General features: G+C 70.3%; 18 protein-coding genes and 1 riboswitch. Of the genes, 7 read left to right on the top strand and 11 right to left on the bottom strand.

Annotated features, from left to right (window positions below):
• Positions 1-42: 42 nt before the first annotated feature.
• From C7H73_RS02325 to C7H73_RS02315, 3 genes are read right to left on the bottom strand one after another with little or no spacing between them, the layout of a single operon-like run.
• Positions 43-954 carry an SMP-30/gluconolactonase/LRE family protein gene (locus C7H73_RS02325; protein WP_106845186.1) on the bottom strand — a complete coding sequence of 304 codons (912 nt, stop codon included), beginning with the start codon at positions 952-954 and terminating at the stop codon, positions 43-45.
• Positions 955-973: 19 nt separating this feature from the next.
• Positions 974-2,275: an ammonium transporter gene (locus tag C7H73_RS02320; protein ID WP_227001480.1), complete on the bottom strand. Its 1,302-nt coding sequence runs from the start codon at positions 2,273-2,275 to the stop codon at positions 974-976.
• Between the two features lie 20 nt (positions 2,276-2,295).
• On the bottom strand, positions 2,296-2,634 hold the full coding sequence (locus tag C7H73_RS02315) for a P-II family nitrogen regulator (protein ID WP_106845185.1): 339 nt from the start codon (positions 2,632-2,634) through the stop codon (positions 2,296-2,298).
• A 150-nt stretch (positions 2,635-2,784) separates the two neighbouring features.
• Between C7H73_RS02315 and C7H73_RS02310 the strand changes: the two genes are divergently transcribed.
• The gene (locus tag C7H73_RS02310; RefSeq protein ID WP_106845184.1) at positions 2,785-4,326 is read left to right on the top strand and encodes a YifB family Mg chelatase-like AAA ATPase; all 1,542 of its coding nucleotides are present in this window, start codon (positions 2,785-2,787) and stop codon (positions 4,324-4,326) included.
• Between the two features lie 200 nt (positions 4,327-4,526).
• Entirely contained in the window at positions 4,527-6,242 is a 1,716-nt protein-coding gene (locus tag C7H73_RS02305; protein WP_106845183.1) for a methyl-accepting chemotaxis protein, read from the top strand.
• A gap of 40 nt (positions 6,243-6,282) precedes the next feature.
• On the opposite strand, the gene C7H73_RS02300 is transcribed toward C7H73_RS02305, so the two are convergent.
• From C7H73_RS02300 to C7H73_RS02280, 5 genes are read right to left on the bottom strand one after another with little or no spacing between them, the layout of a single operon-like run.
• Positions 6,283-6,684, bottom strand: a complete 402-nt coding sequence (locus C7H73_RS02300) for a type II toxin-antitoxin system MqsA family antitoxin (RefSeq protein WP_106845182.1) — start codon at positions 6,682-6,684, stop codon at positions 6,283-6,285.
• Between the two features lie 2 nt (positions 6,685-6,686).
• The gene (locus C7H73_RS02295) at positions 6,687-6,989 is read right to left on the bottom strand and encodes a type II toxin-antitoxin system MqsR family toxin (protein WP_106845181.1); all 303 of its coding nucleotides are present in this window, start codon (positions 6,987-6,989) and stop codon (positions 6,687-6,689) included.
• A gap of 40 nt (positions 6,990-7,029) precedes the next feature.
• Positions 7,030-8,538 (bottom strand): ATP-binding cassette domain-containing protein, encoded by a 1,509-nt coding sequence (locus C7H73_RS02290; protein ID WP_106845180.1) that lies wholly within the window; start codon positions 8,536-8,538, stop codon positions 7,030-7,032.
• Positions 8,535-10,430: an ABC transporter permease gene (locus C7H73_RS02285; protein WP_106845179.1), complete on the bottom strand. Its 1,896-nt coding sequence runs from the start codon at positions 10,428-10,430 to the stop codon at positions 8,535-8,537. The genes C7H73_RS02290 and C7H73_RS02285 overlap by 4 nt, the downstream gene beginning before the upstream one ends.
• Positions 10,430-11,632, bottom strand: coding sequence for an ABC transporter substrate-binding protein (locus tag C7H73_RS02280; protein WP_106845178.1), 1,203 nt, complete (start codon positions 11,630-11,632; stop codon positions 10,430-10,432). The genes C7H73_RS02285 and C7H73_RS02280 overlap by 1 nt, the downstream gene beginning before the upstream one ends.
• 211 nt (positions 11,633-11,843) lie before the next feature.
• On the opposite strand from C7H73_RS02280, the gene C7H73_RS02275 reads away from it, so the two are divergent.
• The gene (locus C7H73_RS02275; RefSeq protein WP_106845177.1) at positions 11,844-12,617 is read left to right on the top strand and encodes a ferredoxin--NADP reductase; all 774 of its coding nucleotides are present in this window, start codon (positions 11,844-11,846) and stop codon (positions 12,615-12,617) included.
• A gap of 140 nt (positions 12,618-12,757) precedes the next feature.
• Here C7H73_RS02275 and C7H73_RS02270 read toward each other — a convergent pair whose 3' ends face one another.
• The gene (locus C7H73_RS02270; protein ID WP_106845176.1) at positions 12,758-13,816 is read right to left on the bottom strand and encodes a YihY/virulence factor BrkB family protein; all 1,059 of its coding nucleotides are present in this window, start codon (positions 13,814-13,816) and stop codon (positions 12,758-12,760) included.
• Positions 13,817-13,959: 143 nt separating this feature from the next.
• Between C7H73_RS02270 and C7H73_RS02265 the strand changes: the two genes are divergently transcribed.
• Together C7H73_RS02265 and C7H73_RS02260 are read left to right on the top strand one after the other, a co-directional pair.
• Positions 13,960-14,499, top strand: coding sequence for a shikimate kinase (locus tag C7H73_RS02265; RefSeq protein ID WP_106845175.1), 540 nt, complete (start codon positions 13,960-13,962; stop codon positions 14,497-14,499).
• A gap of 192 nt (positions 14,500-14,691) precedes the next feature.
• Positions 14,692-16,065: a glycerophosphodiester phosphodiesterase family protein gene (locus C7H73_RS02260; RefSeq protein WP_106847494.1), complete on the top strand. Its 1,374-nt coding sequence runs from the start codon at positions 14,692-14,694 to the stop codon at positions 16,063-16,065.
• Between the two features lie 80 nt (positions 16,066-16,145).
• Here C7H73_RS02260 and metH read toward each other — a convergent pair whose 3' ends face one another.
• Positions 16,146-18,890, bottom strand: coding sequence for a methionine synthase (gene metH, locus C7H73_RS02255; protein WP_227001391.1), 2,745 nt, complete (start codon positions 18,888-18,890; stop codon positions 16,146-16,148).
• A 27-nt stretch (positions 18,891-18,917) separates the two neighbouring features.
• A riboswitch (S-adenosyl-L-homocysteine riboswitch) is annotated at positions 18,918-18,998 on the bottom strand.
• 125 nt (positions 18,999-19,123) lie between these two features.
• Between metH and C7H73_RS02250 the strand changes: the two genes are divergently transcribed.
• Positions 19,124-19,735 (top strand): DNA-3-methyladenine glycosylase, encoded by a 612-nt coding sequence (locus C7H73_RS02250; protein ID WP_106845173.1) that lies wholly within the window; start codon positions 19,124-19,126, stop codon positions 19,733-19,735.
• On the opposite strand, the gene C7H73_RS02245 is transcribed toward C7H73_RS02250, so the two are convergent.
• Positions 19,719-20,222 carry a PACE efflux transporter gene (locus C7H73_RS02245; RefSeq protein WP_106845172.1) on the bottom strand — a complete coding sequence of 168 codons (504 nt, stop codon included), beginning with the start codon at positions 20,220-20,222 and terminating at the stop codon, positions 19,719-19,721. The two genes, C7H73_RS02250 and C7H73_RS02245, sit on opposite strands and share 17 nt — an antisense overlap.
• Before the next feature lie 238 nt (positions 20,223-20,460).
• Here C7H73_RS02245 and C7H73_RS02240 point away from each other — a divergent pair, with 238 nt between their 5' ends.
• Positions 20,461-21,771, top strand: a complete 1,311-nt coding sequence (locus tag C7H73_RS02240) for a Glu/Leu/Phe/Val family dehydrogenase (protein ID WP_106845171.1) — start codon at positions 20,461-20,463, stop codon at positions 21,769-21,771.
• Positions 21,772-21,895 lie beyond the last annotated feature (124 nt).

The following is a 21,895-nucleotide window of genomic DNA, read 5'->3' as shown; positions in this document are numbered from 1 at the left end:
AACGCCCGGCGTGACGCCAGCGCACGGGGCGCTCAGATCAGCTCAGGGCAGATCGCACCAGTCCACGGGCAGGCCCGGCACGTCCACGCGCGTGTGCAGCACCTGGCCGGCCAGCGCGCGGGTGTCCGCTGCCTGCGCCGTGGTGGCAAACAGCGTGCGCCCGTCCGGCCCGCCCAGGCAGGGCATGGTGGGGCACTGCGCGGGCAACGGCAGCTCGGCCAGCACGCGGCCTTCGGGCGACAGGCGCAGCAGGCGCGCGCCCTCGTACAGCGCGCACCAGTAGGCGCCCTCGGCATCGACGCAGGCGCCGTCCGGGCGGCCGCCGTAGGGCACGCCTTCCTGCCGCGGCGCGAACTGGTGCACCAGGCGCGGCGCGCCCACGGGCTCGCGGCGGGCGTCGCAGTCCCAGGCGCGGACAGCGTGGGTGGGCGTGTCGGCGAAGTACAGAGTGCGCCCATTGGGCGACCAGGCCAGGCCGTTGGAGGTGGTCACGCCGCCCCAGATGCGGCGCGGCGCGGCGCCCGCGCGCAGGTCCACGCAGTACAGCGCAGACACGGGCTGGCGCGCTCCGCTGGCTGGCTCGTGGATGGTCCCCACCCACAGCCGCCCCAGCGCGTCGCACTTGCCGTCGTTGGCGCGCTGGGTGGCCGGGTCGATGGGCAGGCGCGCCAGCTCGGTCAGCGGCCCGCCCCACTCGGGCGCGTGGCAGATGCGGTCGCGCAGCGCCACCACCAGGCCAGCTGGCTGGCCGGCGCGGCGCGCGGGGGCGATGCAGCCGGGCTCGCTGGGCAGGGCCCAGCGCTCGGGCGCACCACCGTCCAGGGCCGCGCGCAGCAAGGCGCGCCCGGCGATGTCCACCCAGTACAGGCGCTGCTCCTGCGGGTGCCAGAAGGGAGATTCGCCCAGCCGGGCGGGGGCGGCATCAGCAGCCAGAGGGGTCCATTGCGTGCTCATCGGGCCATTGTGCGGGTGGTCAGTGGTGGTAGGCGCGCTCACCGTGGCTGCTCAGGTCCAGGCCCTCGCGCTCGGCCTCCTCGGACACGCGCAGGCCCACGAGCAGGTCGGCCACCTTGTAGGCGGCAAACGACGCCACGCCCGACCACCCGACGGTGAACAGCACGCTCTTGGCCTGGATCCACAGCTGCGCGCCCATGGCGAAGTCCCCGCCCTGCGTGCCGCCGAGGGCGGGTGCGGCAAACACCCCGGTCAGCAGGGCGCCCACGATGCCCCCCACGCCGTGCACACCGAACACGTCGAACGCGTCGTCGGCGCCCAGCATGCGCTTGAGGCCCCCCACGCCCCACAGGCACGCCAGGCCGGCGATCAGGCCAATGGCGATGGCGCCCATGGGCCCCACGAAGCCCGCCGCCGGCGTGACGGCCACCAGGCCCGCCACGGCGCCCGAGGCCGCGCCCAGCATGGACGCCTTGCCCTTGTGCAGCGCCTCGCCGGCGATCCACGACAGCGTGGCCGCGGAGGTGGCCAGCACCGTGTTCACGAAGGCCAGGCCCGCGGCGGCGTTGGCCGCGCCGGCCGAGCCGGCGTTGAAGCCGAACCAGCCCACCCACAGCAGCGACGCGCCCACCATGGTCAGCGTGAGCGAGTGGGGCGTGAAGGCTTCGCGGCCGTAGCCGATGCGCTTGCCCACCATGTAGGCACCCACCAGCCCGGCGATGCCGGCATTGATGTGCACCACGGTGCCGCCCGCGAAGTCCAGTGCGCCGTCAGCGCCCAGCAGGCCGCCGCCCCAGACGATGTGCGCCATGGGCACGTAGCTGAAGGTGAACCACAGCAGCGCAAACACCAGCACGGCGGCGAAGCGCATGCGCTCGGCGAACGCGCCCACGACCAGCGCCACCGTGATGGCCGCGAACGTGCCCTGGAACGACAGGAACACGTACTCGGGGATGGTCGGCAGGGCGCCGAAGGTCTGCATGTTCACGCCCCGCAAGAACACCTTGGCGAAGTCGCCGACGAAGCGCCCCCCGCCCGAGAACGCCAGGCTGTAGCCGTACAGCGCCCACAGCAGCGAGACCAGCGCGAAGACCACGAACACCTGCATCAGCACCGACAGCATGTTCTTGGCACGGCCCAGGCCGCCGTAGAACAGCGCCAGGCCGGGCAGGGCCATCAGGATGACCAGCAGCGTGGAGGTCAGCATCCAGGCGGTGTCGCCCGTGTCGATGCGCGGCGCGGCGGGCGCCTGGGCCAGCGCGGGGATGCTGGCGACCAGCAGCGCCAGGAGGCAGGGGGCGCGAAACAGGTGCGTTTTCATCATCACGGCGTTGCTCCCGCTCACAGGGCCTGCTCGCCGGATTCGCCGGTGCGGATGCGCACCACGTCCTGAAGCGTGGTGACGAAGACCTTGCCGTCGCCGATCTTGCCGGTGCGCGCGGCGCGCTCGATGGCCTCGACGGCACGCTCCACCAGGGCGTCGGCCATGGCGGCCTCGACCTTCACCTTGGGCAGGAAGTCCACCACGTACTCGGCGCCGCGGTACAGCTCGGTGTGGCCCTTCTGGCGGCCGAAGCCCTTTACCTCGGTCACGGTGAGGCCCTGCACGCCCAGGTCGGACAAGGCTTCGCGCACCTCGTCGAGCTTGAAGGGTTTGATGATGGCGGTGACCAGCTGCATGGCGGCGCTCCTTCGCAAGGTTGGTGTGGATACGCACCCTCTATTGCAGGGACCGTGCCACGCCCCGCGCAGGGGTACATTGCGGGCAGATCAACGGCCCGCCGCACCACATGCGTGCACGCGGCGCACCAAACGAGGGAGAACCACCCAATGAGCCTTGCCCTGGTGCAAAGCCGCGCCCTGCTGGGCCTGGCGGCGCCCGCCGTCACCGTCGAGGTCCACCTGGCCGGGGGCCTGCCCAGCTTCACGCTGGTGGGTCTCGCGGAGGTCGAGGTGAAGGAGGCGCGCGAACGCGTGCGCTCGGCGCTGCAGAACGCGGGGCTGGAATTTCCCTCGAACAAGAAAATCACCGTCAACCTGGCGCCGGCCGACCTGCCCAAGGATTCGGGCCGCTTCGACCTGCCCATCGCCCTGGGCCTGCTGGCGGCCAGCGGCCAGATCGACGCGCAGCAGCTCGCTGGCTGGGAGTTCGCCGGCGAGCTGTCGCTGTCGGGCGAGCTGCGCCCGGTGCGCGGCGCGCTGGCCACGGCCCTGGCGCTGCGCGCCCAGGAGCGCCCGGCGCGCATGGTGCTGCCGCTGGGCAGCGCCCAGGAGGCCGCGCTGGTGCCCGGCACCGGCATCTACGGTGCGCGCCACCTGCTGGACGTGGTGCGCCAGTTCCTGCCCGCGCGCGGCGGCCAGGACGCTGCGGACGACGGCGACGGCTGGCAGCGCATGCAGCCCGCGCCGCCGCCCGCGTCCCCGCCCGGGCCCGACCTGGCCGACGTGAAGGGACAGGCCGCGCCCAAGCGGGCGCTGGAGATCGCCGCTGCCGGTGGCCATGGCCTGTTGCTGGTCGGCCCGCCGGGCTCGGGCAAGTCCATGCTGGCCCAGCGCTTTGCCGGGCTGCTGCCGCCCATGGACGTACAGGCGGCGCTGGAGAGCGCGGCCATCGCCAGCCTGGCCGGCCGCTTCACCCCGGCGCAGTGGATGCAGCGCGCCACGGCCAGCCCGCACCACACCAGCAGCGCCGTGGCCCTGGTGGGCGGCGGTTCGCCGCCGCGCCCGGGCGAGATCTCGCTGGCCCACGAGGGCGTTCTGTACCTGGACGAGTTCCCCGAGTTCGCCCGCAGCGCCCTGGAGGCGCTGCGCGAGCCGCTGGAGACCGGCCGCATCATCATCGCCCGCGCCGGGCAGCGCGCCGAGTTTCCTGCGCGCTTTCAGCTCATCGCCGCCATGAACCCCTGCCCCTGCGGCTTCGCGGGCAGCGCCCAGCGCGCCTGCCGCTGCACGCCCGACCAGGTGGCGCGCTACCAGGGCAAGCTGAGCGGCCCGCTGCTGGACCGCATCGACCTGCACGTGGAGGTGCCCGCCCTGCCCGCGCAGGAACTGCTGCACGCCCCGCCCGGCGAGTCCAGCCACGCCGTGCGCGAGCGCGTCGCCGCCGCCCGGCAGCGGGCGCTGGCGCGCCAGGGCAAGCCCAACCAGGCGCTGCAGGGCCAGGAGATCGACGCCCACCTGGCGCTGCAGGACGGCGCCGCGCAGTTCCTGCAGAACGCCGCGGCGCGCCTGGGCTGGTCGGCGCGTGGCACGCACCGGGCGCTGAAGGTGGCGCGCACCATCGCCGACCTGGCCGGCAGCGATGCGGTCGCCACGGCCCACGTGGCCGAGGCGGTGCAGTACCGCCGGGCGCTGGGCCGCGCTGGCATCTGATGCAAATTTGATAGCTGCCGGCGCTTGCCTGGCAAGCCCTGGAGTCGGTTTTCACGAACCCTGCGGTCGAGGCCCCGCCCCGTCTGCTGCCGGGCGGGCGGGGCCGCGGCGCTCAAGCAATGGCGCAGCTGTGCCGATAACAGGTCATGCGTGCATGGCCGTGCACTGCCGCACGCTGCCGCCTTTCACCTGACCTCCCCATGAAGAACCTCAAAATCGGCACCCGCCTGGCCGGCGGCTTTGCCCTTGTCCTGCTGCTCCTGACCCTGATCACCGCCGTCGGCGTGTGGCGGCTGCAGACCGTGGCCCAGGCCACCCACGACATGACGCAGCAGCCGCTGGCCATGGAGCGCATGATCAGCGACTGGTACCGCTACGTGTACGCGGCGGCGCGGCGCACCAGCGCCATCGTGAAGAGCTCGGACCCGTCGCTGGCCCAGTTCTTCGCGGCGGACACGGCCATGACCACGCGCGAGGCGGCCGAGCTGCAAAAGCGCATCGAGGCGCTGCTGGTCAGCCCCGAGGAAAAGGCACTGTGGGCCGAGATCCAGCAGGCGCGCAAGCAGTACCTGGGCACGCGCGACCAGGCCGTGAAGATGAAGGGCGAGGGCCGTGCCGAAGAGGCCGAGCGCCTGCTGATGGAGACGGTGCAGCCCGCCACCGAGGCCTATGTCAACGTCATCCAGCGCCTGCTGGACATGCAGCGCGCGCGCATCGACGCCACCGCCCAGGGCATCGAGGCCACCTATGCGCAAAGCCGCCGCTGGCTGATCGCGCTGGGGCTGCTGGCACTGGCGGCGGGCGCACTGTGCGCCTGGTGGCTCACGCGCGGCATCACCCGCCCGCTGGCCCAGGCCGTGCAGGTGGCGCGCGCCGTGGCCGCCAACGACCTGACCAGCCGCGTGCAGGTGCATGCGCAGGACGAGACCGGCCAGCTGCTGCAGGCGCTGCACGACATGAACGCCAGCCTGTCGCAGGTGGTGGCGCGCGTTCGCACCGGCGCCGAAGGCATCGCCACGGCGTCCAGCCAGATCGACGCGGGCAACCAGGACCTGTCGGCCCGCACCGAGGAGCAGGCCAGCAGCCTGCAGCAGACGGCGGCCTCGATGGAGCAGCTCACCGGCACCGTGCGCCAGAACGCGGACAACGCGCGCCAGGCCAACCAGCTGGCCACCAGCGCCGCGCAGACCGCCGTGCAGGGCGGCGAAGTGGTGGCCGGCGTGGTGCAGACCATGGACGCCATCAACGAAGCCAGCCGCCGCATCTCCGACATCATCGGCGTGATCGACGGCATCGCTTTTCAGACCAACATCCTGGCGCTGAACGCCGCAGTGGAAGCGGCGCGCGCCGGCGAGCAGGGCCGCGGCTTTGCCGTGGTGGCCGGCGAGGTGCGCCAGCTGGCCCAGCGCTCGGCCGCCGCCGCCAAGGACATCAAGGGGCTGATCCAGGACTCGGTGGAGCGCGTGGCGCAGGGCTCGCACCAGGTGGGCGAGGCCGGCCGCACCATGCAGGCCGTCGTGGACAGCGTGCAGCGCGTGAGCGACCTGGTGGCCGAGATCACTGCCGCCAGCCAGGAGCAAAGCGGCGGCATCGAGCAGGTGCACCAGGCCGTCACGCAGATGGACCAGGTGACGCAGCAAAACGCCGCGCTGGTGGAGGAATCGACCGCCGCCACCGGTGCGCTGAAGGCGCAGGCCGCGCAGCTGGCGGCGGCCGTCAGCGTCTTCCGCGTGGAAGGCGCTGCCGCGGCGCCCCTGCGCGCTGCCGCTGCCCCGGCGCCAGCGGCCATGCCCGCCCCGGCGCGTGCGCCCCTGCCCGCGGCGGCACGGCCGGCGCCGGCGCGCAAGGCCCTGGCGGCCGCGCCCGCCGCCCCTGCCGCGGCGCGGGGCACGGAAGACGACTGGGAGAGCTTCTGAGCCTGAACGCGCGCCGGGCGAGCGGCGCGGCGCCCAGCTTTCAGACTGCCGTCATCTCCTGCAACAGGTGCGGGTGGCGGTCCAGCAGCCGCAGCAGCTGCACCAGCGCCAGCGGCGGGCGCGTCTTGCCGGTCTCGTAGCGCGAGAAGGCATTCACCCCGCCGCCGAACAGCTCGGCCGCCTGGCGCTGGTCCAGAGATAGCTTCTTGCGCACCTGAGCGATGTAGCCGGGGTCGATGGCGGCTGCGTTGACCTGGCGACGAAACGCTGCCGTGCTTTGGGCGTAACGGTCGCCGCTGTCGCGCTCCAGCACCACCTCGGCGCAGACCGGGCACCAGTCGCCTGCCACGGCGACGATGGTGGTGCTCTCACCCTTGTAGGTGTAGGGCAGGTCTCGCGTTTCGCGGACCAGTTCGGCGGCACCGCAGACAGGGCATTTCATGGTCACAGCTCCTTGAACGAAACGATCAGCACATCGTCGATGACGGTGAGCTTGAGGTACACGCTGCTGCCGGCTGCGCTACGGGGGCGGTACACGTCCTGCCAGATGCGGGGGTCGGCGTGGGTCGTCATGCTCTTGTAGAAGTCTGCAGGTTGCAGCGCCAGCACCACCGCGCACATGCCCGCCAGGTCTTCAATGCCCAGTTCCCAGACGCCGTCGTAGGCACTGGCGGTCGCGCGCACCCGGCCGTCCTGCACCAGCGCCTTCACCGTGGCCAGCCTGCAATGCGGCGTGCCCTTCTCCAGGGCCTCAATACTAACCTAGTTGGTTAATGATCCCAAGCCTTCACACGCCCAGGTACTGCCGCCGCGCTTGCGCGTCGCCTGCCAGCTGGGCCATGGGCGCCTCGTGCACGATGCGGCCCTTTTCCAGCACGCAGGCGCGGTCGGCCACGGCTTCGGCAAGCAGCAGGTTCTGCTCGCACAGCAGGATGCCCACGCCTTGGCTTTTCAGCGCGCGGATGGCACGCGCCATCTGCTCGACGATGACGGGGGCCACGCCCTCGGAGGGCTCGTCCAGCAGCACCAGATACGGCTGGCCCATGAGGGTGCGCGCGACGCTGAGCATCTGCTGCTCGCCGCCGCTCATGCGCCCGCCCGGGCGGTGCGGCATCTCGCCCAGGTTGGGGAACAGCGTGAACAGGCGCTCGGGCGTCCAGTGCGGCGTGGCCTGCCCATCGGGCCAGGCGCGCGCCGGCTGGCGGCCGGTCTCCAGGTTTTGCAGCACCGTGAGGTCGGTGAAGATGCGCCGGTCCTCCGGCACGTAGCCCAGCCCGGCGCGCGCGATCTGGTGCGCGGGCTTGCCGCGCAGGGGCTGGCCCATGAAGTCCACGCGGCCCTCGGTGCGCGCCAGCAGGCCAGCGATGCTCTTGAGCGTGGTGGACTTGCCCGCGCCGTTGCGCCCCATCAGGGCCACCACCTCGCCGCGCGCCACGCTGAGCGACACGCCGTGCAGGATGTGGGCCGCGCCGTACCAGGCGTTCAGGCCCTCCACGGCGAGCAAGGGTGTTTTTGGCACTTCAGCCTTGTCTGGCAAGCGCTGGCAGCTATTGTTTTCGGAGCTGCCCAGGTAGGCCGCCTGCACGCGCGCGTCCTGGCGGATGGCCTCGGGCGTGCCTTCGGCCAGCAGCTGGCCGCGCACCAGCACGGCCACGCGGTCGGCCTGGCCGAAGACCACGTCCATGCTGTGCTCGGTGAACAGCACGCCCATGCGCCGCTCGCGCGCGATGCCGCGCACCAGCTGCATCAGCTGCACGCGCTCTGCCGGCGCCATGCCGGCGGTGGGCTCGTCCATCAGCAGCAGGCGCGGCGCGTGCGCCAGGGCGATGGCCAGCTCCACGCGCTTGACGTCGCCGTAGGCCAGTTCGCTGCAGGGGCGCTGGGCCTGCTCCTGCATGCCCACCTGCGCCAGCAGCGCCAGGGCATGGTGCGGGCGGTGCGCGCCGGCGCGGCGCCACCAGCGCCAGGCGTGGCCGTCCGCCGAGAGCAGCGCCATCTGCACGTTCTGCAGCACGGTAAAGCTCATCAGCGTCTGCGCGATCTGGAAGGTGCGCCCCACCCCCAGGCGCCAGATGGCGCGCGGCGGCAGGCCGGTGATGTCGCGCCCGCCCAGCAGCACGCGGCCGGCGTCGGGGGCGAGCTGGCCGCCGGCCATGTTGAAGGTGGTGGTCTTGCCCGCGCCGTTGGGGCCGATGAGGGCCAGCAGCTCGCCCTCTGCCAGCGCGAACGAGATGCCCTGCACGGCCTGCACGCCGCCAAAGGATTTGGCGAGGTTCTCCACGCGCAGCAGGGTCATGGCGCTCCCCTTTTCATAGCTGCCCGCGCTTGCCACGCCTGCGCAAACCCCGAAATTCCTTGCGGAAACAGCAGCACCAGCGCCAGCATGGCGCCGCCCAGCAGCGCGCGCCAGTATTCCGTGCCGCGGGCCACGCTGTCGTGCAGCCCGGTGAAGGCGCCCGCGCCCACGATGGGGCCGGCAAGCGTCTGCATGCCGCCCAGCAGCACCATGACCAGGGCATCGACCGACTTGCCCACCGCCAGCACGTCGGGCGCCACGCCGCCCTTGGAATACGCCGCCAGCGCGCCCGCCAGGCCGGCGAACAGCCCCGCCAGGGTGAAGGCCGCCCATTGCGTGCCGCGCACGTCCAGGCCGATGGCCTGCGCCCGGGCGGCCGAGTCGCGCGCGGCGCGCAGCGACCAGCCCAGCGGCGCGAACAGCATGCGCCGCAGCCCATACAGCCCGGCCGCGCAGACGGCCAGCGTCAGCCAGTAAAAGCCCGCGCCCTGCGCGAGCGCCTCGGGCGGCCAGACGCCGGTCAGGCCGTTGCTGCCGCCCGTCACGCCGTCCCACTGAAAGGCGATGGCCCAGGTGATCTGCGCAAACGCCAGCGTGAGCATGGTCAGGTACACGCCCGACAGGCGCACGCAAAACCAGCCGTAGAGCAGCGCGCCCGCTGCCGCCAGCAGCGGCGCCAGCACCAGCACCACGCCGAACGGCGCCCCCGCCCAGCGCACCAGCAGCGCCGCGCCGTAGGCCCCCAGGCCGAAGTAGGCCGCATGGCCAAAGGAGTGCATGCCGCCCGGCCCCAGGATGAAGTGCAGGCTGGCGGCAAACAGCGCGGCGATGGCCATGTCGGTCAGCAGCACGGTGGCGTAGCTGCCCTGGCCTGCCGCCAGTGGCAGCAGCGCCAGCGCCGCCAGCAGCGCCCACCACGCCGCCGTGGCGGCACGGCCGGCCGGGCGCAGCGGCTGCTCGGACGCGCCCGGCGTGCGCGCGGCGGCCTGGGGGCGGCCCAGCAGGCCCCAGGGGCGCCAGACGAGGACAACCGCCATGACCAGGAATTCGACCACCAGCGTGAGCTTGGGGAAGGCCACCTGCAGCGGGCCGATCTGCACCACGCCCAGCCAGATGCACACGGCCTTCAGCTCCGCGATGACCAGCGCGGCGACGAACGCCCCGGGCAGCGAACCCATGCCGCCCACCACCACCACCACGAAGGCAGCGCCGATGGTCAGCATGTCCAGCTCCAGGCTGGCGGGCTCGCGCGGCAGCTGCAGCGCGCCGCCCAGGCCGGCCAGCAGCGCGCCCAGGGCGAACACGCCCGTGAACAGCCAGGCCTGGTTCACGCCCAGGGCGCCCAGCATCTCGCGGTCTTGCGTGGCCGCGCGCACCAGCGTGCCCCAGCGCGTGCGCGTGAGCAGCAGCCACAGCAGCAGCAGCACGATGGGGCCGACGGCGATCAAAAACAGGTCGTAGGCTGGGAAGCGCCGGCCCAGCAGGTCCACCGCGCCCTCCAGGCCCGGCGCGCGCGGGCCGAAGAGTTCTTCGGGCCCCCACAGCCACAGCGCCGCATCCTTGATGACCAGCACCAGCGCGAAGGTGGACAGCAGCTGCAGCAGCTCCGGCGCGCGGTACAGCCGCCGCAGCAGCGCCACCTCGACCGCCGCGCCCAGCAGGCCCACGGCCAGCGGCGCCAGGGCCAGCGCGGGCCAGAAACCCAGGGAGCCCGACAGCCGCTCGACGCACGAATACGCCACGAACAGCCCCAGCATGTAGAACGAGCCGTGGGCGAAGTTGACGATGCGCGTGACGCCGAAGATCAGCGACAGGCCCGCCGCCACCAGAAACAGTGTGGACGCGCCCGCCAGGCCGTTGAGCAGCTGCGCCAGCAGGCCGGAGAAGTCCATCAGGGGGCCGCGGGGCGCAGCTTCTTCACTTCCTCATCGGAAGGCTGGAACTTGCCGCCGTCCATGTACTGGAATCGAACCATCACGCCCTTGCCGCTGTGCTGCGCCGTCGTGCCCACGTAGGCGCCCATGGTGGACTGGTGGTCCTGCGCGCGGTAGGTGATGGGGCCGAAGGGCGTTGCCACCTCCAACCCGCGGAAGGCGGCGATGAGCTTTTCGGTGTCGGCGCTGCCGGCCTTCTTCAAGCCCGCGGCCACCGACAGGATGGCGTTGTAGCCCACCACCGAGCCGGCGCGCGGGTAGTCCTTGAAGCGCTTTTGGTAGGCGTCCAGGAAGGCCTGGTGCTCGGGCGTCTTGATGGCGTACCAGGGGTAGCCGGTGACGATCCAGCCGGTGGGGGTTTCGGTCTTGAGCGTGTCCAGGTACTCGGGCTCGCCGGACAAGAGGCTCACCACGGCGCGCTGCTCGAACAGCCCGCGCGTGTTGCCCTCGCGCACGAACTTGGCCAGATCGGCGGCGAACAGCACGTTGAAGATGGCGTCTGGCTTCGCATCTGCCAGCGCCTGCACCACGCTGCCGGCGTCCACCTTGCCCAGGGGCGTGGCCTGTTCGGCGACGAACTCCACACCCGGCTGGGCAGCGGCCATCAGCTGCTTGAACGTGGCCACGGCCGACTGGCCGTACTCGTAGTTGGGATAGACGATGGCCCAGCGCTTCTTGTTCAGCCGCGCCGCCTCGGGCACCAGCATGGCCACCTGCATGTAGGTCGACGGCCGCAGGCGGAAGGTGTAGCGGTTGCCTTCGCCCCACACGATCTTGTCCGTGAGCGGCTCGGCGGCCAGGAAGAAGCGCTTTTTCTGCTGCGCGTAGTCCGTCAGCGCCAGGCCGACGTGCGACAGGAAGCTGCCCATCAGCACGTCGATCTTCTCGCGCGCATGCAGCTCCTCGGCGGCGCGCACGGCGTCGGCCGGGTTGCCGTTGTCGTCGCGGGTGACCAGCTGCAGCGTGCGCCCCGCCACGCCGCCAGCGGCGTTGACCTGTTCCACCGCCAGCTCCATGCCCTTCTTGTAGGGCTCCAGGAAGGCCGGCTGGGCCTTGTAGCTGTTGATCTCGCCGATCTTGTAGCTGCCCTGGGCGAAGGCGGCTGGCGCGAGCAGGGACAGGGCAAGGGCCGGGACGAGAAAGTGCAAACGAATCGGCATGGCGGGACGGATCCTTTGTCGCAGGTCAGTGCAAGGGGTGGCCAATGTACCCGGCGCGCGCGTTTGCTCCACAATCCGCGGGTTTGTACGGATGGCAGGCCCGCCCCTGTCGTTCGGCTTATGCCGAAGCCGTATATCAAAGCGGCGACACTCGGCGCCGCGGCACTTTGCCACTTCGCCTCATCCCCGCCATTCGACCCACCACCCTCCAATGAGCGCTTTCCTCGAAGAACGTGTCCTGTCGGTGCACCACTGGACCGACCGCCTGTTTTCCTTCACCACCACGCGCGATCCGGCGCTGCGGTTCTCCAACGGCCACTTCACCATGATCGGCCTGAAGGTGGACGGCAAGCCGCTCCTGCGCGCCTACAGCATCGTCAGTGCCAACTACGAGGAGCACCTGGAGTTCCTGTCGATCAAGGTGCCGGACGGCCCGCTGACCTCGCGCCTGCAGCACATCCAGGTGGGCGACACCATCGTCGTGGGCAAGAAGCCCACCGGCACGCTGCTGATCGACTATCTGCTGCCGGCCAAGCGCCTGTACCTGATCTCCACCGGCACCGGCCTGGCGCCCTTCCTGAGCGTCATCCGCGACCCGGAGACCTATGAGAAGTTCGAGGAGGTCATCCTGATCCACGGCGTGCGCCAAGTGGGCGAGCTGGCCTACCACGACTACATCACGCAGGAGCTGCCGCAGCACGAGTTCCTGGGCGAGCTGGTCAGCAGGCAGCTCAAGTACTACCCCACCGTGACGCGCGAAGCGTTTCGCAACCAGGGCCGCACCAGCGACCTGATCGAAAGCGGCAAGCTGTTTTCCGACCTGGGCGTGCCGCCGCTGTCGCCGCTGGAAGACCGCGTCATGCTGTGCGGCAGCCCGGAGATGCTGGCCTCGCTCAAGGAGCTGCTGGAAAAGCGCGACTTCGAGGAAGGCAACACCACGCGGCCGGGCGACTTCGTCATCGAGCGGGCGTTTGTGGAGAAGTGACATCCCCCTGAGCGGCTGACGCCACTGGAGCGGCGAAGCCGGATCCACGGCGTCTGCTGGCAAGGGGCGGAGCCGGTTTTGACCGGCGCTTCTTTTTTTATAGCTGCTGGCGCTTGATGGGCGGGCGTTGCAGCCGTTTTTTATGCTTTTTTTGGCGGAGCGGTGCTGCCTGACGGTGGCTTGCCTCTGGCCATGCGGGCCAGTTCGGTGAAGTCGGCGGGCTGCTCGAACCGGGCGGGCGGCGGCTTGCGGGGGCCGGGAGCGCCGTCGTCGGCGCAGGCCGGGCGGGCGGCGGCGGCCTCCAGGGGGCGGGTCTGCTCATGCAGGGCGCGGGCGCTGCTGGCGGCAAACAGCAGCACGGCCGACGAGAAGTAGATCCACATCAGCAGCACCACCAGCGAGCCGGCCGCGCCGTAGGCCGAGACCACGGCCGCGGTGGACAGGTAGAACGCCAGCGCCTGCTTGCCCACGGTGAACAGCAGCGCCCCCACGAAGCCGCCGAACAGCAGGCAGGCCATGGGTGGATGGCGCCCGCCGCCCATGCGCATCAGCCCGACGAACAGCAGCACCGTGACGACGAAGGCCACCAGCTCGTTGATCAGGTTGAGCACCACGCCCGCGGAGTCGAACGGCAGCCAGTTGCCGGCCCATGTGGCCACCACCTTGATGGCGGTGGACAGCACCAGCGACACCAGCAGCAAAAAGCCGATGGCCAGCACATAGGCCAGCCCGCGCAGGCGCAGCGAGGCCAGCCGCCACCAGGCCGGCCGGCCGCCGACCGGGTCCTTGGCCGTCTCGGTGGCCCACAAGCGCTCCAGCGCCGATTGCAGCTCCACGAACACCCCCGTGGCACCCGAAGCCAGCAGCACCAGCGCCGCGATGGAGGCGAGGCGGCCCTGCGCCGGCTCCTTGGCGCTTTCCAGCGCGCCGCGCACGACATCAGCGACGCGCTCGCCGACAACGCCTTGCACCTGGGCGACCAGGCTGCTTTCCAGGTAGGCGCGGTCAAACCACCAGCCCAGCACGCCCACCAGCAGCAGCAGCAGGGGCGCCAGGCTGAGCATGCCGTAGAACGACATGGCGGCGCTCATGCGCGGCCCGTCCGCGTCCGACCACAGCGATGCGGCGCGGATGAAGGGATGAAAGGGCTGGAGCAGCGACTGCACACGCGCCTTGAGCGCGTCGAAAAAAGCGGGCATGGCGGCATTGTCGGCAACGGTTGCAACCAGCGGTGTCAGTACAGGCCGCGTGGCCGCGCCTGGTGTCCGTACACTCGGCAGCCCGCGCCGCGGCTTCGCGCCCTGCCTCTTTCCTTCCTTCTGTCTGGCTTGCCTTCTCCACCATGCAAACGCGCTGCGCCCTCGTCGGCCTGCCCGGTTCGGGCAAAACCACCGTAGGCCGCCACCTGGCGCGCCGCCTCGAGCTGCCCTTCATCGACCTGGACCAGCGCCTGGAAGATGTGCTGGGCAGCAGCATCCGCCAGTACTTCGAGGAATGCGGAGAGGAGAGCTTTCGCGACCGCGAGCAGGCCCTGCTGGCCGAGCTGGCCGCCCAGCCCGGGCCCGTGGTGCTGTCCACGGGCGGGGGCGCCGTGCTGCGGGCAGCCAACCGCGCCGTGCTGCGCAGCAGCTTTGCCCAGGTGTTTTACCTGCGCGCCACACCCGAGGACCTGTGGCGGCGCCTGCGCCATGACCGCACCCGGCCGCTGCTGCAGGTGCACGACCCGCTGGGGCGCCTGCGCGAGCTGCACCAGGCACGCGACCCGCTGTACCGCGAAGCGGCGCATTTCGTCATCGAGACCGGCCGCCCCAGCGTGCATACCCTGGTGAACATGGTGTCCATGCAGCTGGAGATGGCGCAGCGGACCACGCCGCAGTCCTGAGCGCCGGCGCCGCTGCCGGCCAGCGGCGACAGGCACGGGAAGTGCATTGCAATTGGATACGAGTGGTGCGTGTCCGGCTGGGCATATTGGCGGGCGTCACCTTGCATGACACGCTGCTGACATACGGGCCGCTTAGTGTGGCGGCCTGCCCATGACAGGCTGTTCCCCTTCACACAAGGCATGCCCACCACCATGACGACCTCTCTTTCCCTTTCCCGGCTGCGCGCGCCGCTTGTCCTGCTCGCCAGCTGCGCCCTGCTGGCCGCCTGCGGCGGCGGCGATGGTGACAGCGGCGTGCGCTATCAAACCCTGGACGGCTCGCCGCCCCAGGTCATCGCGCACCGGGGCTACTCGGGCCTGTACCCCGAGCAAACGCGCATGGCCTACGAGAAGGCCGCCGACGCCGGCGCCGACATGCTGGAGCTGGACATGCACCTGACGCGCGACTGCCAGCTGGTGGCGCGCCACAACGCCTGGCTGTCCGACAGCACCAACGTGGCCGAGGTGGCCAAGACCCACGCCGAGGTGGCGCGCCGAAAGCGCACCACGCCCGGCGTGTGGGTGCCGGTCAAATACCCGGCCGTGCCCGCCAATGGGCCAGCACGCTACCTGAGCGACCAGATCGACCCGCAGGATCCGAAGTCGGTGCTGGGGCCCCTGGTGGTCGATGGGGAGGACCACACCGGCGACTGGTCCATCAGCGACTTCACCCTGCAGGAGCTGCGCGACTGGCTGGGCGGCACCACGCTGGACAACCGCGCCGACCGCCCCACCGAGTGGAACGGCAAGCTGCCGCTCATCAGCGCGCAGGACGTGATCGACATCGCCGCCGCCAAGGGCCGCGAGCTGGGCCGCACCATTCCGGTCTATGCCGAGACCAAGAACCCGTACTGGAACAACCAGCAGGCGATCGCCAACGGCTGCGGCGCACCCGGCTCGCGCCCGCTGGAAGATGCGGTGATGAAGCTGCTGGAGAAGAACAAGCTCAACGCCAGGGATGCGCCCATCTACATCCAGAGCTTCGACCCCGAGAGCCTGAAATACCTGCGCCGCGTGGGCATGAAGGCCAAGGGCGTGCAGCTGATCGACGGCAACGACATCGACTATCGCGACGGCTCCATGGTCTATATCACCGATGACGAGTGGACCTTCATCAGCGGCAGGCCCTACATGTGGACGCTGGCCGGCGACGCGCGCACCTTTGGCGACATGCTGACTCCGGCGGGCCTGGCCGAGATCAAGACCTACGCCGACGGCATCGGCCCCTGGAAGCCGCAGGTGCTGGCGCACTCGGTCGTGCCGTACAAGGCGGGCGCGGGCCTGAAGGACGTGAACACGCTCGCGGACACGGGCCTCATCGCCGCCGCCCACAAGGCGGGCCTGGTGGTGCACAGCTTCACCTTCCGCAGCGAGCCCGCGCGCCTGGCCGGCGTGTTCAAGGGCGACCCGGTGCAGGAGATGCTGGCGTACTTCCGCCTGGGGATCGACGGCGTCTTCACGGACTTCACCCCTGCCGGCGTGCAGGCCAAGCGCGCCTACGAGCAGGAGCTGCGCCAGCAGCAGTGATGTGAACGAAAAAGGGCTCCAGCGCTTATCCCACAAGCGCTGGCAGCTCCTTTTTCAGGAGCATCCGGCCGGCCGTTCGCTCAGCCCAGGTTGGGCGCCAGGCGCCGGCGCAGCTCGTCCAGGTCCATGCCGCGGCGCGCCGCCATGTCCTGCACCTGATCGTCGCCGATCTGACCGACGCTGAAATACGTCGCCTGCGGGTGGGCGATGTAGAAGCCGCTGACGCTGGACGCCGGGTACATGGCGAAGCTGTCGGTGAGCTCCATGCCGATCTCGCCCGCCTGCAGCAGCTCGAACAGGCCCACCTTGGCCGTGTGGTCGGGGCAGGCCGGATAGCCGGGCGCGGGGCGGATGCCCTGGTACTTTTCGCGGATGAGCTCCTCGTTGCCCAGGGCTTCATGGGGCGCGTAGCCCCACAGGTCGCGGCGCACGCGCTCGTGCAGGCATTCGGCAAAGGCCTCGGCCAGGCGGTCGGCGATCGCCTTGAAGAGGATGTTGGAGTAGTCGTCCAGGGCGTCCAGGAATTCCTTTTCCTTCTTCTCGGCGCCGATGCCGGCCGTCACTGCGAACAGGCCGGCGTAATCTTTGACGCCCGACTCCTTGGTCGCCACGAAGTCCGCCAGGCAGCGGCTGGGGCGCAAGTTGCCTTCGGCATCGAGCTGCTTTTCCGTCTGCTGGCGCATGCCGTACCAGGTCATCAGCACCTGGCTGCGCGACTCGTCGGCATAGAACTCGATGTCGTCGCCCACCCGGTTGGCCGGGTACAGGCCCATCACGCCGTTGGCGGTGAGCCAGCGGCCATCGATGATTTTCTTCAGCATGGCCTGGCCGTCGGCAAAGACCTTGCGTGCCTCCTCGCCCACCACCTCGTCATCCAGGATGGCGGGGTACGGCCCGGCCAGGTCCCAGGTCTGGAAGAACGGGGCCCAGTCCAGGTAGCGCACCAGCTCGGCCAGGTCGAAGTTGCGCAGCACGCGCCGGCCCAGGGCCCGCGGCACGGTGGGCGTGAACTGCGCGAAATCCACCTGCGCGGCATTGGCGCGGGCCTTGTCGATCGGCCACAGCGGCGTTTTCTTCTTCCTGGCGTGCAGGTCGCGCACGTGGTCGTAGTCGGCACGCACCTCGGCCAGGTAGTTGTCCTTGTTCTCGCCCAGCAGGCTCTGCGCCACGCTCACGCTGCGCGACGCGTCGGGCACATAGACGACGGGGCCGTCGTACTGCGGCGCGATCTTCACGGCCGTGTGCACACGCGAGCAGGTGGCGCCGCCGATCAGGAGCGGAATCTTCTTGATGCGGAAGTAGTCGTCGCGGCTCATCTCGCCGGCCACGTACTGCATCTCCTCCAGGCTGGGCGTGATCAGGCCCGACAGGCCGACGATGTCCGCCCGCTCGGCCTTGGCGCGCGCCAGGATCTCGTGGCAGGGCACCATCACGCCCATGTTGATGACCTCGAAGTTGTTGCACTGCAGGACCACGGTCACGATGTTCTTGCCGATGTCGTGCACGTCGCCCTTGACGGTGGCGATCACGATCTTGCCCTTGCTGGAGACGTCCAGGCCGGCCGCTTCCTGCTGGCGCTTTTCTTCCTCGATGTAGGGAATGAGGTGGGCCACGGCCTGCTTCATGACGCGGGCGCTCTTCACCACCTGCGGCAGGAACATCTTGCCGGCGCCGAACAGGTCGCCCACGATGTTCATACCGTCCATCAGCGGGCCTTCGATGACGTGCAGCGGCCGGCCTCCCCGGGCCACAACGATGTCCTGGTAGGCCTCCTCGGTGTCCTCGACGATGAAGTCGGTGATGCCGTGCACTAGCGCGTGCGACAGGCGCTCGCCCACGGTTTTGGGGTGCTCGGGCGTGCCGCGCCACTCCAGCTTCTTGCTGTCGTCCTTGGCCGCGCCCTTGGTGGCTTCGGCGATCTCCAGCAGGCGCTCGGCCGAGTCGGGCCGGCGGTTCAGCACCACGTCCTCCACGCGCTCGCGCAGCACCGGGTCCAGGTCGTCATAGACGCCGACCATGCCGGCGTTGACGATGCCCATGTCCATGCCGGCCTTGATGGCGTGGTACAGGAACACAGTGTGGATGGCTTCGCGCACCGGGTCGTTGCCGCGAAAGGAAAAGCTCACGTTGGACACGCCGCCAGAGACCTTGGCGCCCGGCAGATTCGCCTTGATCCAGCGCACCGACTCGATGAAGTCCACGGCGTAGTTGGCGTGCTCCTCGATGCCGGTGGCGATGGCGAAGATGTTGGGGTCGAAGATGATGTCCTCGGGCGCAAAGCCCACCTCATCGACCAGCACGCGGTAGGCGCGCTCGCAGATCTCGATCTTGCGCTGGTAGGTGTCGGCCTGGCCCTTTTCGTCAAAGGCCATCACCACGGCGGCGGCGCCGTAACGGCGGATCAGCCTGGCCTGGCGCCTGAATTCATCCAGGCCCTCCTTCATGCTGATCGAGTTCACGATGCCCTTGCCCTGCATGCAGCGCAGGCCGGCCTCGATGACCTCCCACTTGGAGCTGTCCACCATCACCGGCACTCGGGCGATGTCGGGCTCGGAGGCGATGAGCTGCAGGAAGCGCACCATGGCCGCCTTGCTGTCCAGCATGGCCTCGTCCATGTTCACGTCGATGATCTGGGCGCCGTTTTCCACCTGCTGGCGCGCCACCGACAGGGCCTTTTCGTATTCCTCGTTCAGGATCAGGCGGGCGAACGCCTTGGAGCCGGTGACGTTGGTGCGCTCGCCGACGTTGACGAACAGACTGCCCTCGCCGATCAGCACGGGCTCGAGGCCCGAGAGTTTCATGGGGGGGACAAGGACAGCGGACATCGGACTCACCTGTGCAGACGGTTGGAGGACAGGTGAGCGTCGTTGCGAAAGAGAAGAACGCGCCCCAAGCCTGACGGGCTGCGGCCCGCTGCAACGCTCCTTGGGGTAAGCCCGCGATTCTATCGCCGCATGCCGAGCGGACGCTGGCAGCGTCCTACGCGCGCGAGGGCGGCGCGACCCTGGCTGCGCCGCCGCGTCGCCCTAGCATGGCCTCATGTCCGCTTCCCCTTCTGATGATTCTGCCGCCCCCCGCGCTGCGGCCCGCCGCACTGAACTTTTCCCTGCCGGCGCACGAACTCGCCCCGCTGCTGATCGGCGTGACGCTGCTGGTCGATGGCGTGGGGGGCCGCATCGTGGAGACCGAGGCGTACGACCGCAGCGACCCGGCCTCGCACAGCTTTCGTGGCCCCACGGCGCGCAACGCGGCCATGTTCGGCCCGCCGGGACGGGCCTATGTGTACCGCTCCTACGGCGTGCATTGGTGCCTGAACCTGGTGTGCGGCAGCGAGGGCGATGGCGCGGCGGTGTTGATCCGCGCGCTGGCGCCCACGCACGGGCTTGCCGCCATGCGCGCGCGCCGCGGCATGCAGGACGAGCGGCTGCTGTGCGCCGGCCCCGGGCGGCTGGCGCAGGCGCTGGGCATCGACCTGAGCCTGAACCACCTGCCGTTGGACGCGCCGCCCTTTGCGCTGCTGGCGCCTGCCGTGGGCGAGGCCCCGGCGCTGGTCACCGGCCCGCGCATCGGCATCACCCGCGCGGCGGATGTGCCCTGGCGCTTTGGCGAAGCGGGCTCGCGCTACCTGAGCCGGCCCTTCCCGGCAGACGGCATCAGCAGGCGTTCGTAGCGGCCGGGGCCGCAGCGGCCTGCGCCGAGGCGGGCAGGCCGAAGGCGCGGTCGAACCCCCAGTTGAAGGCGTAGGTGTAGATCAGGAAGAACACCAGCAGCCCGGCCTCCATCAGCGTGGCCTCCCACAAGCCGACGCCGAACCACCAGGCCATCAGCGGGATGAGCATCAGCGCCAGCCCGCCCTCAAAGCCCATGGCGTGCACCACGCGGCGCAGTACCGAGCGGCCCTTGACCGGCTGGCGCGCCTCCCAGCGCTCGAACAGGTGGTTGAAGGTGACGTTCCAGACGATGGCCAGCGTGGACGCCACCACCGACATGACGCCCGAGGCGGCAGCCTCCTGACCGATGGCGATGAACAGCAGGCTGGAAGCGGCGATGGCGATGAGCTCGTACAGCGCCACGAAGATCACGCGGCGCCGGGGGCCCTGCAGCCCGGTGGCAGCAGTCGGGGCGGGCGCGGGCGTGGCAGGAGGGGAGGCAGGCATGGCCGGCAGTATAGGAACAAGGGTATTCCCCAGGAGGGCTACAGGAAAAACCGGGTCCAGCGCCCGCTCTGCCTGCGCTGGCAGCTCCTATTTCAGGAGCAACCCTGGCCAGCCCTGCCCCGGCCCGGGCCATGCAAGCCGCGCATGCCATCGAAACACGGCGGCGTTGGACAGCGCGCCGGGGCAGGCATAGAGTGACCCGCCTGCCTTTTTCGCATTCCCACAGGAACCCCTGCCCATGTCCCCTGCCCCTTCACAAACCTCTGCCTCGCCCCGGCACGCCCTGCCCTCCTATCTCGACCCGAGCCACCTGGGCCCCTGGGGCATCTACCTGCAGCAGGTGGACCGCGTCACGCCCTACCTGGGCAGCCTGGCGCGCTGGGTGGAAACCTTGAAGCGCCCCAAGCGCGCGCTGATCGTGGACGTGCCCATCGAGATGGACGACGGCACCATCGCCCACTTCGAGGGCTACCGCGTGCAGCACAACACCTCGCGCGGCCCCGGCAAGGGGGGCGTGCGCTTCCACCAGGACGTGACGCTGTCCGAGGTCATGGCGCTGTCGGCCTGGATGAGCATCAAGAACGCGGCGGTGAACGTGCCCTACGGCGGGGCCAAGGGCGGCATCCGGGTCGATCCGAAGAAGCTCTCGCGCGGCGAGCTCGAGCGCCTGACGCGCCGCTACACCAGCGAGATCGGCATCATCATCGGCCCGACCAAGGACATCCCCGCGCCGGACGTGAACACCAACGGCCAGATCATGGCCTGGATGATGGACACCTATTCCATGAACGTCGGCGAGACCTCCACCGGCGTGGTCACCGGCAAGCCGGTGGACCTGGGCGGCTCGCTGGGGCGCATGGAGGCCACCGGCCGCGGCGTCTTCACCGTGGGCATGGAGGCGGCCAAGCACAACGGCATGCGCATCGAAGGCGCGCGGGTAGCGGTGCAGGGCTTTGGCAACGTCGGCGGCACGGCCGGGCGGCTGTTTGCCGAGGCCGGCGCGCTGGTGGTGGCCGTGCAGGACCACACTGGCACCATCTACAACGACCGGGGCCTGGATGTGTCCGCCCTGCTGGCCCACGTGGAGCAGACCGGCGGCGTGGCCGGCTTTGCCGGCGCCGAGGCGATGGAAGGCGACGCCTTCTGGGGCGTGGCCTGCGACATCCTGATCCCCGCCGCGCTGGAAGGGCAGATCAACCGGGACAACGCCGGCCGCATCCAGGCGAAGATGGTCATCGAGGGCGCCAACGGTCCGACCACCCCTGAGGCCGACGATATCCTGAACGACAAGGGCGTACTGGTGCTGCCCGACGTGATCGCCAACGCCGGTGGCGTGACGGTGAGCTACTTCGAGTGGGTGCAGGACTTCACCAGCTTCTTCTGGACCGAAGACGAGATCAACGCCCGCCTGGTGCGCATCATGCAAGAGGCCTTTGCCGGCGTGTGGCAGGTGGCGCAGCAGCACCAGGTGACCCTGCGCACCGCCACCTTCATCGTGGCGTGCAAGCGCATCCTGCATGCGCGCGAGATGCGCGGACTGTACCCGTGACAACCCCCTGAGGCCCTGCGGGCCTTCCCCCTTCTCTCTACGCGCTGCGCGCTACGGGAAGGGGGACGACACCAGCGCGGCGGGGCGGCCCTTGCGCGGTGTCCGCTGGCCTGGCGGGCGCCGG

Source organism: Pulveribacter suum (assembly GCF_003013695.1).
GTDB lineage: Bacteria > Pseudomonadota > Gammaproteobacteria > Burkholderiales > Burkholderiaceae_C > Melaminivora > Melaminivora suum.
The sequence above is the reverse complement of the archived record's forward strand: the minus strand, read 5'-3'. Positions and strand labels throughout refer to the sequence as shown.

Coding starts and splice junctions, on each gene's coding strand:
- C7H73_RS02325 (WP_106845186.1), bottom strand. CDS start 954: ATGAGCACGCAATGGACCCCTCTGGCTGCTGATGCCGCCCCCGCCCGG.
- C7H73_RS02320 (WP_227001480.1), bottom strand. CDS start 2,275: ATGAAAACGCACCTGTTTCGCGCCCCCTGCCTCCTGGCGCTGCTGGTC.
- C7H73_RS02315 (WP_106845185.1), bottom strand. CDS start 2,634: ATGCAGCTGGTCACCGCCATCATCAAACCCTTCAAGCTCGACGAGGTG.
- C7H73_RS02310 (WP_106845184.1), top strand. CDS start 2,785: ATGAGCCTTGCCCTGGTGCAAAGCCGCGCCCTGCTGGGCCTGGCGGCG.
- C7H73_RS02305 (WP_106845183.1), top strand. CDS start 4,527: ATGAAGAACCTCAAAATCGGCACCCGCCTGGCCGGCGGCTTTGCCCTT.
- C7H73_RS02300 (WP_106845182.1), bottom strand. CDS start 6,684: ATGAAATGCCCTGTCTGCGGTGCCGCCGAACTGGTCCGCGAAACGCGA.
- C7H73_RS02290 (WP_106845180.1), bottom strand. CDS start 8,538: ATGACCCTGCTGCGCGTGGAGAACCTCGCCAAATCCTTTGGCGGCGTG.
- C7H73_RS02285 (WP_106845179.1), bottom strand. CDS start 10,430: ATGGACTTCTCCGGCCTGCTGGCGCAGCTGCTCAACGGCCTGGCGGGC.
- C7H73_RS02280 (WP_106845178.1), bottom strand. CDS start 11,632: ATGCCGATTCGTTTGCACTTTCTCGTCCCGGCCCTTGCCCTGTCCCTG.
- C7H73_RS02275 (WP_106845177.1), top strand. CDS start 11,844: ATGAGCGCTTTCCTCGAAGAACGTGTCCTGTCGGTGCACCACTGGACC.
- C7H73_RS02270 (WP_106845176.1), bottom strand. CDS start 13,816: ATGCCCGCTTTTTTCGACGCGCTCAAGGCGCGTGTGCAGTCGCTGCTC.
- C7H73_RS02265 (WP_106845175.1), top strand. CDS start 13,960: ATGCAAACGCGCTGCGCCCTCGTCGGCCTGCCCGGTTCGGGCAAAACC.
- C7H73_RS02260 (WP_106847494.1), top strand. CDS start 14,692: ATGACGACCTCTCTTTCCCTTTCCCGGCTGCGCGCGCCGCTTGTCCTG.
- metH (WP_227001391.1), bottom strand. CDS start 18,890: ATGTCCGCTGTCCTTGTCCCCCCCATGAAACTCTCGGGCCTCGAGCCC.
- C7H73_RS02250 (WP_106845173.1), top strand. CDS start 19,124: ATGATTCTGCCGCCCCCCGCGCTGCGGCCCGCCGCACTGAACTTTTCC.
- C7H73_RS02245 (WP_106845172.1), bottom strand. CDS start 20,222: ATGCCTGCCTCCCCTCCTGCCACGCCCGCGCCCGCCCCGACTGCTGCC.
- C7H73_RS02240 (WP_106845171.1), top strand. CDS start 20,461: ATGTCCCCTGCCCCTTCACAAACCTCTGCCTCGCCCCGGCACGCCCTG.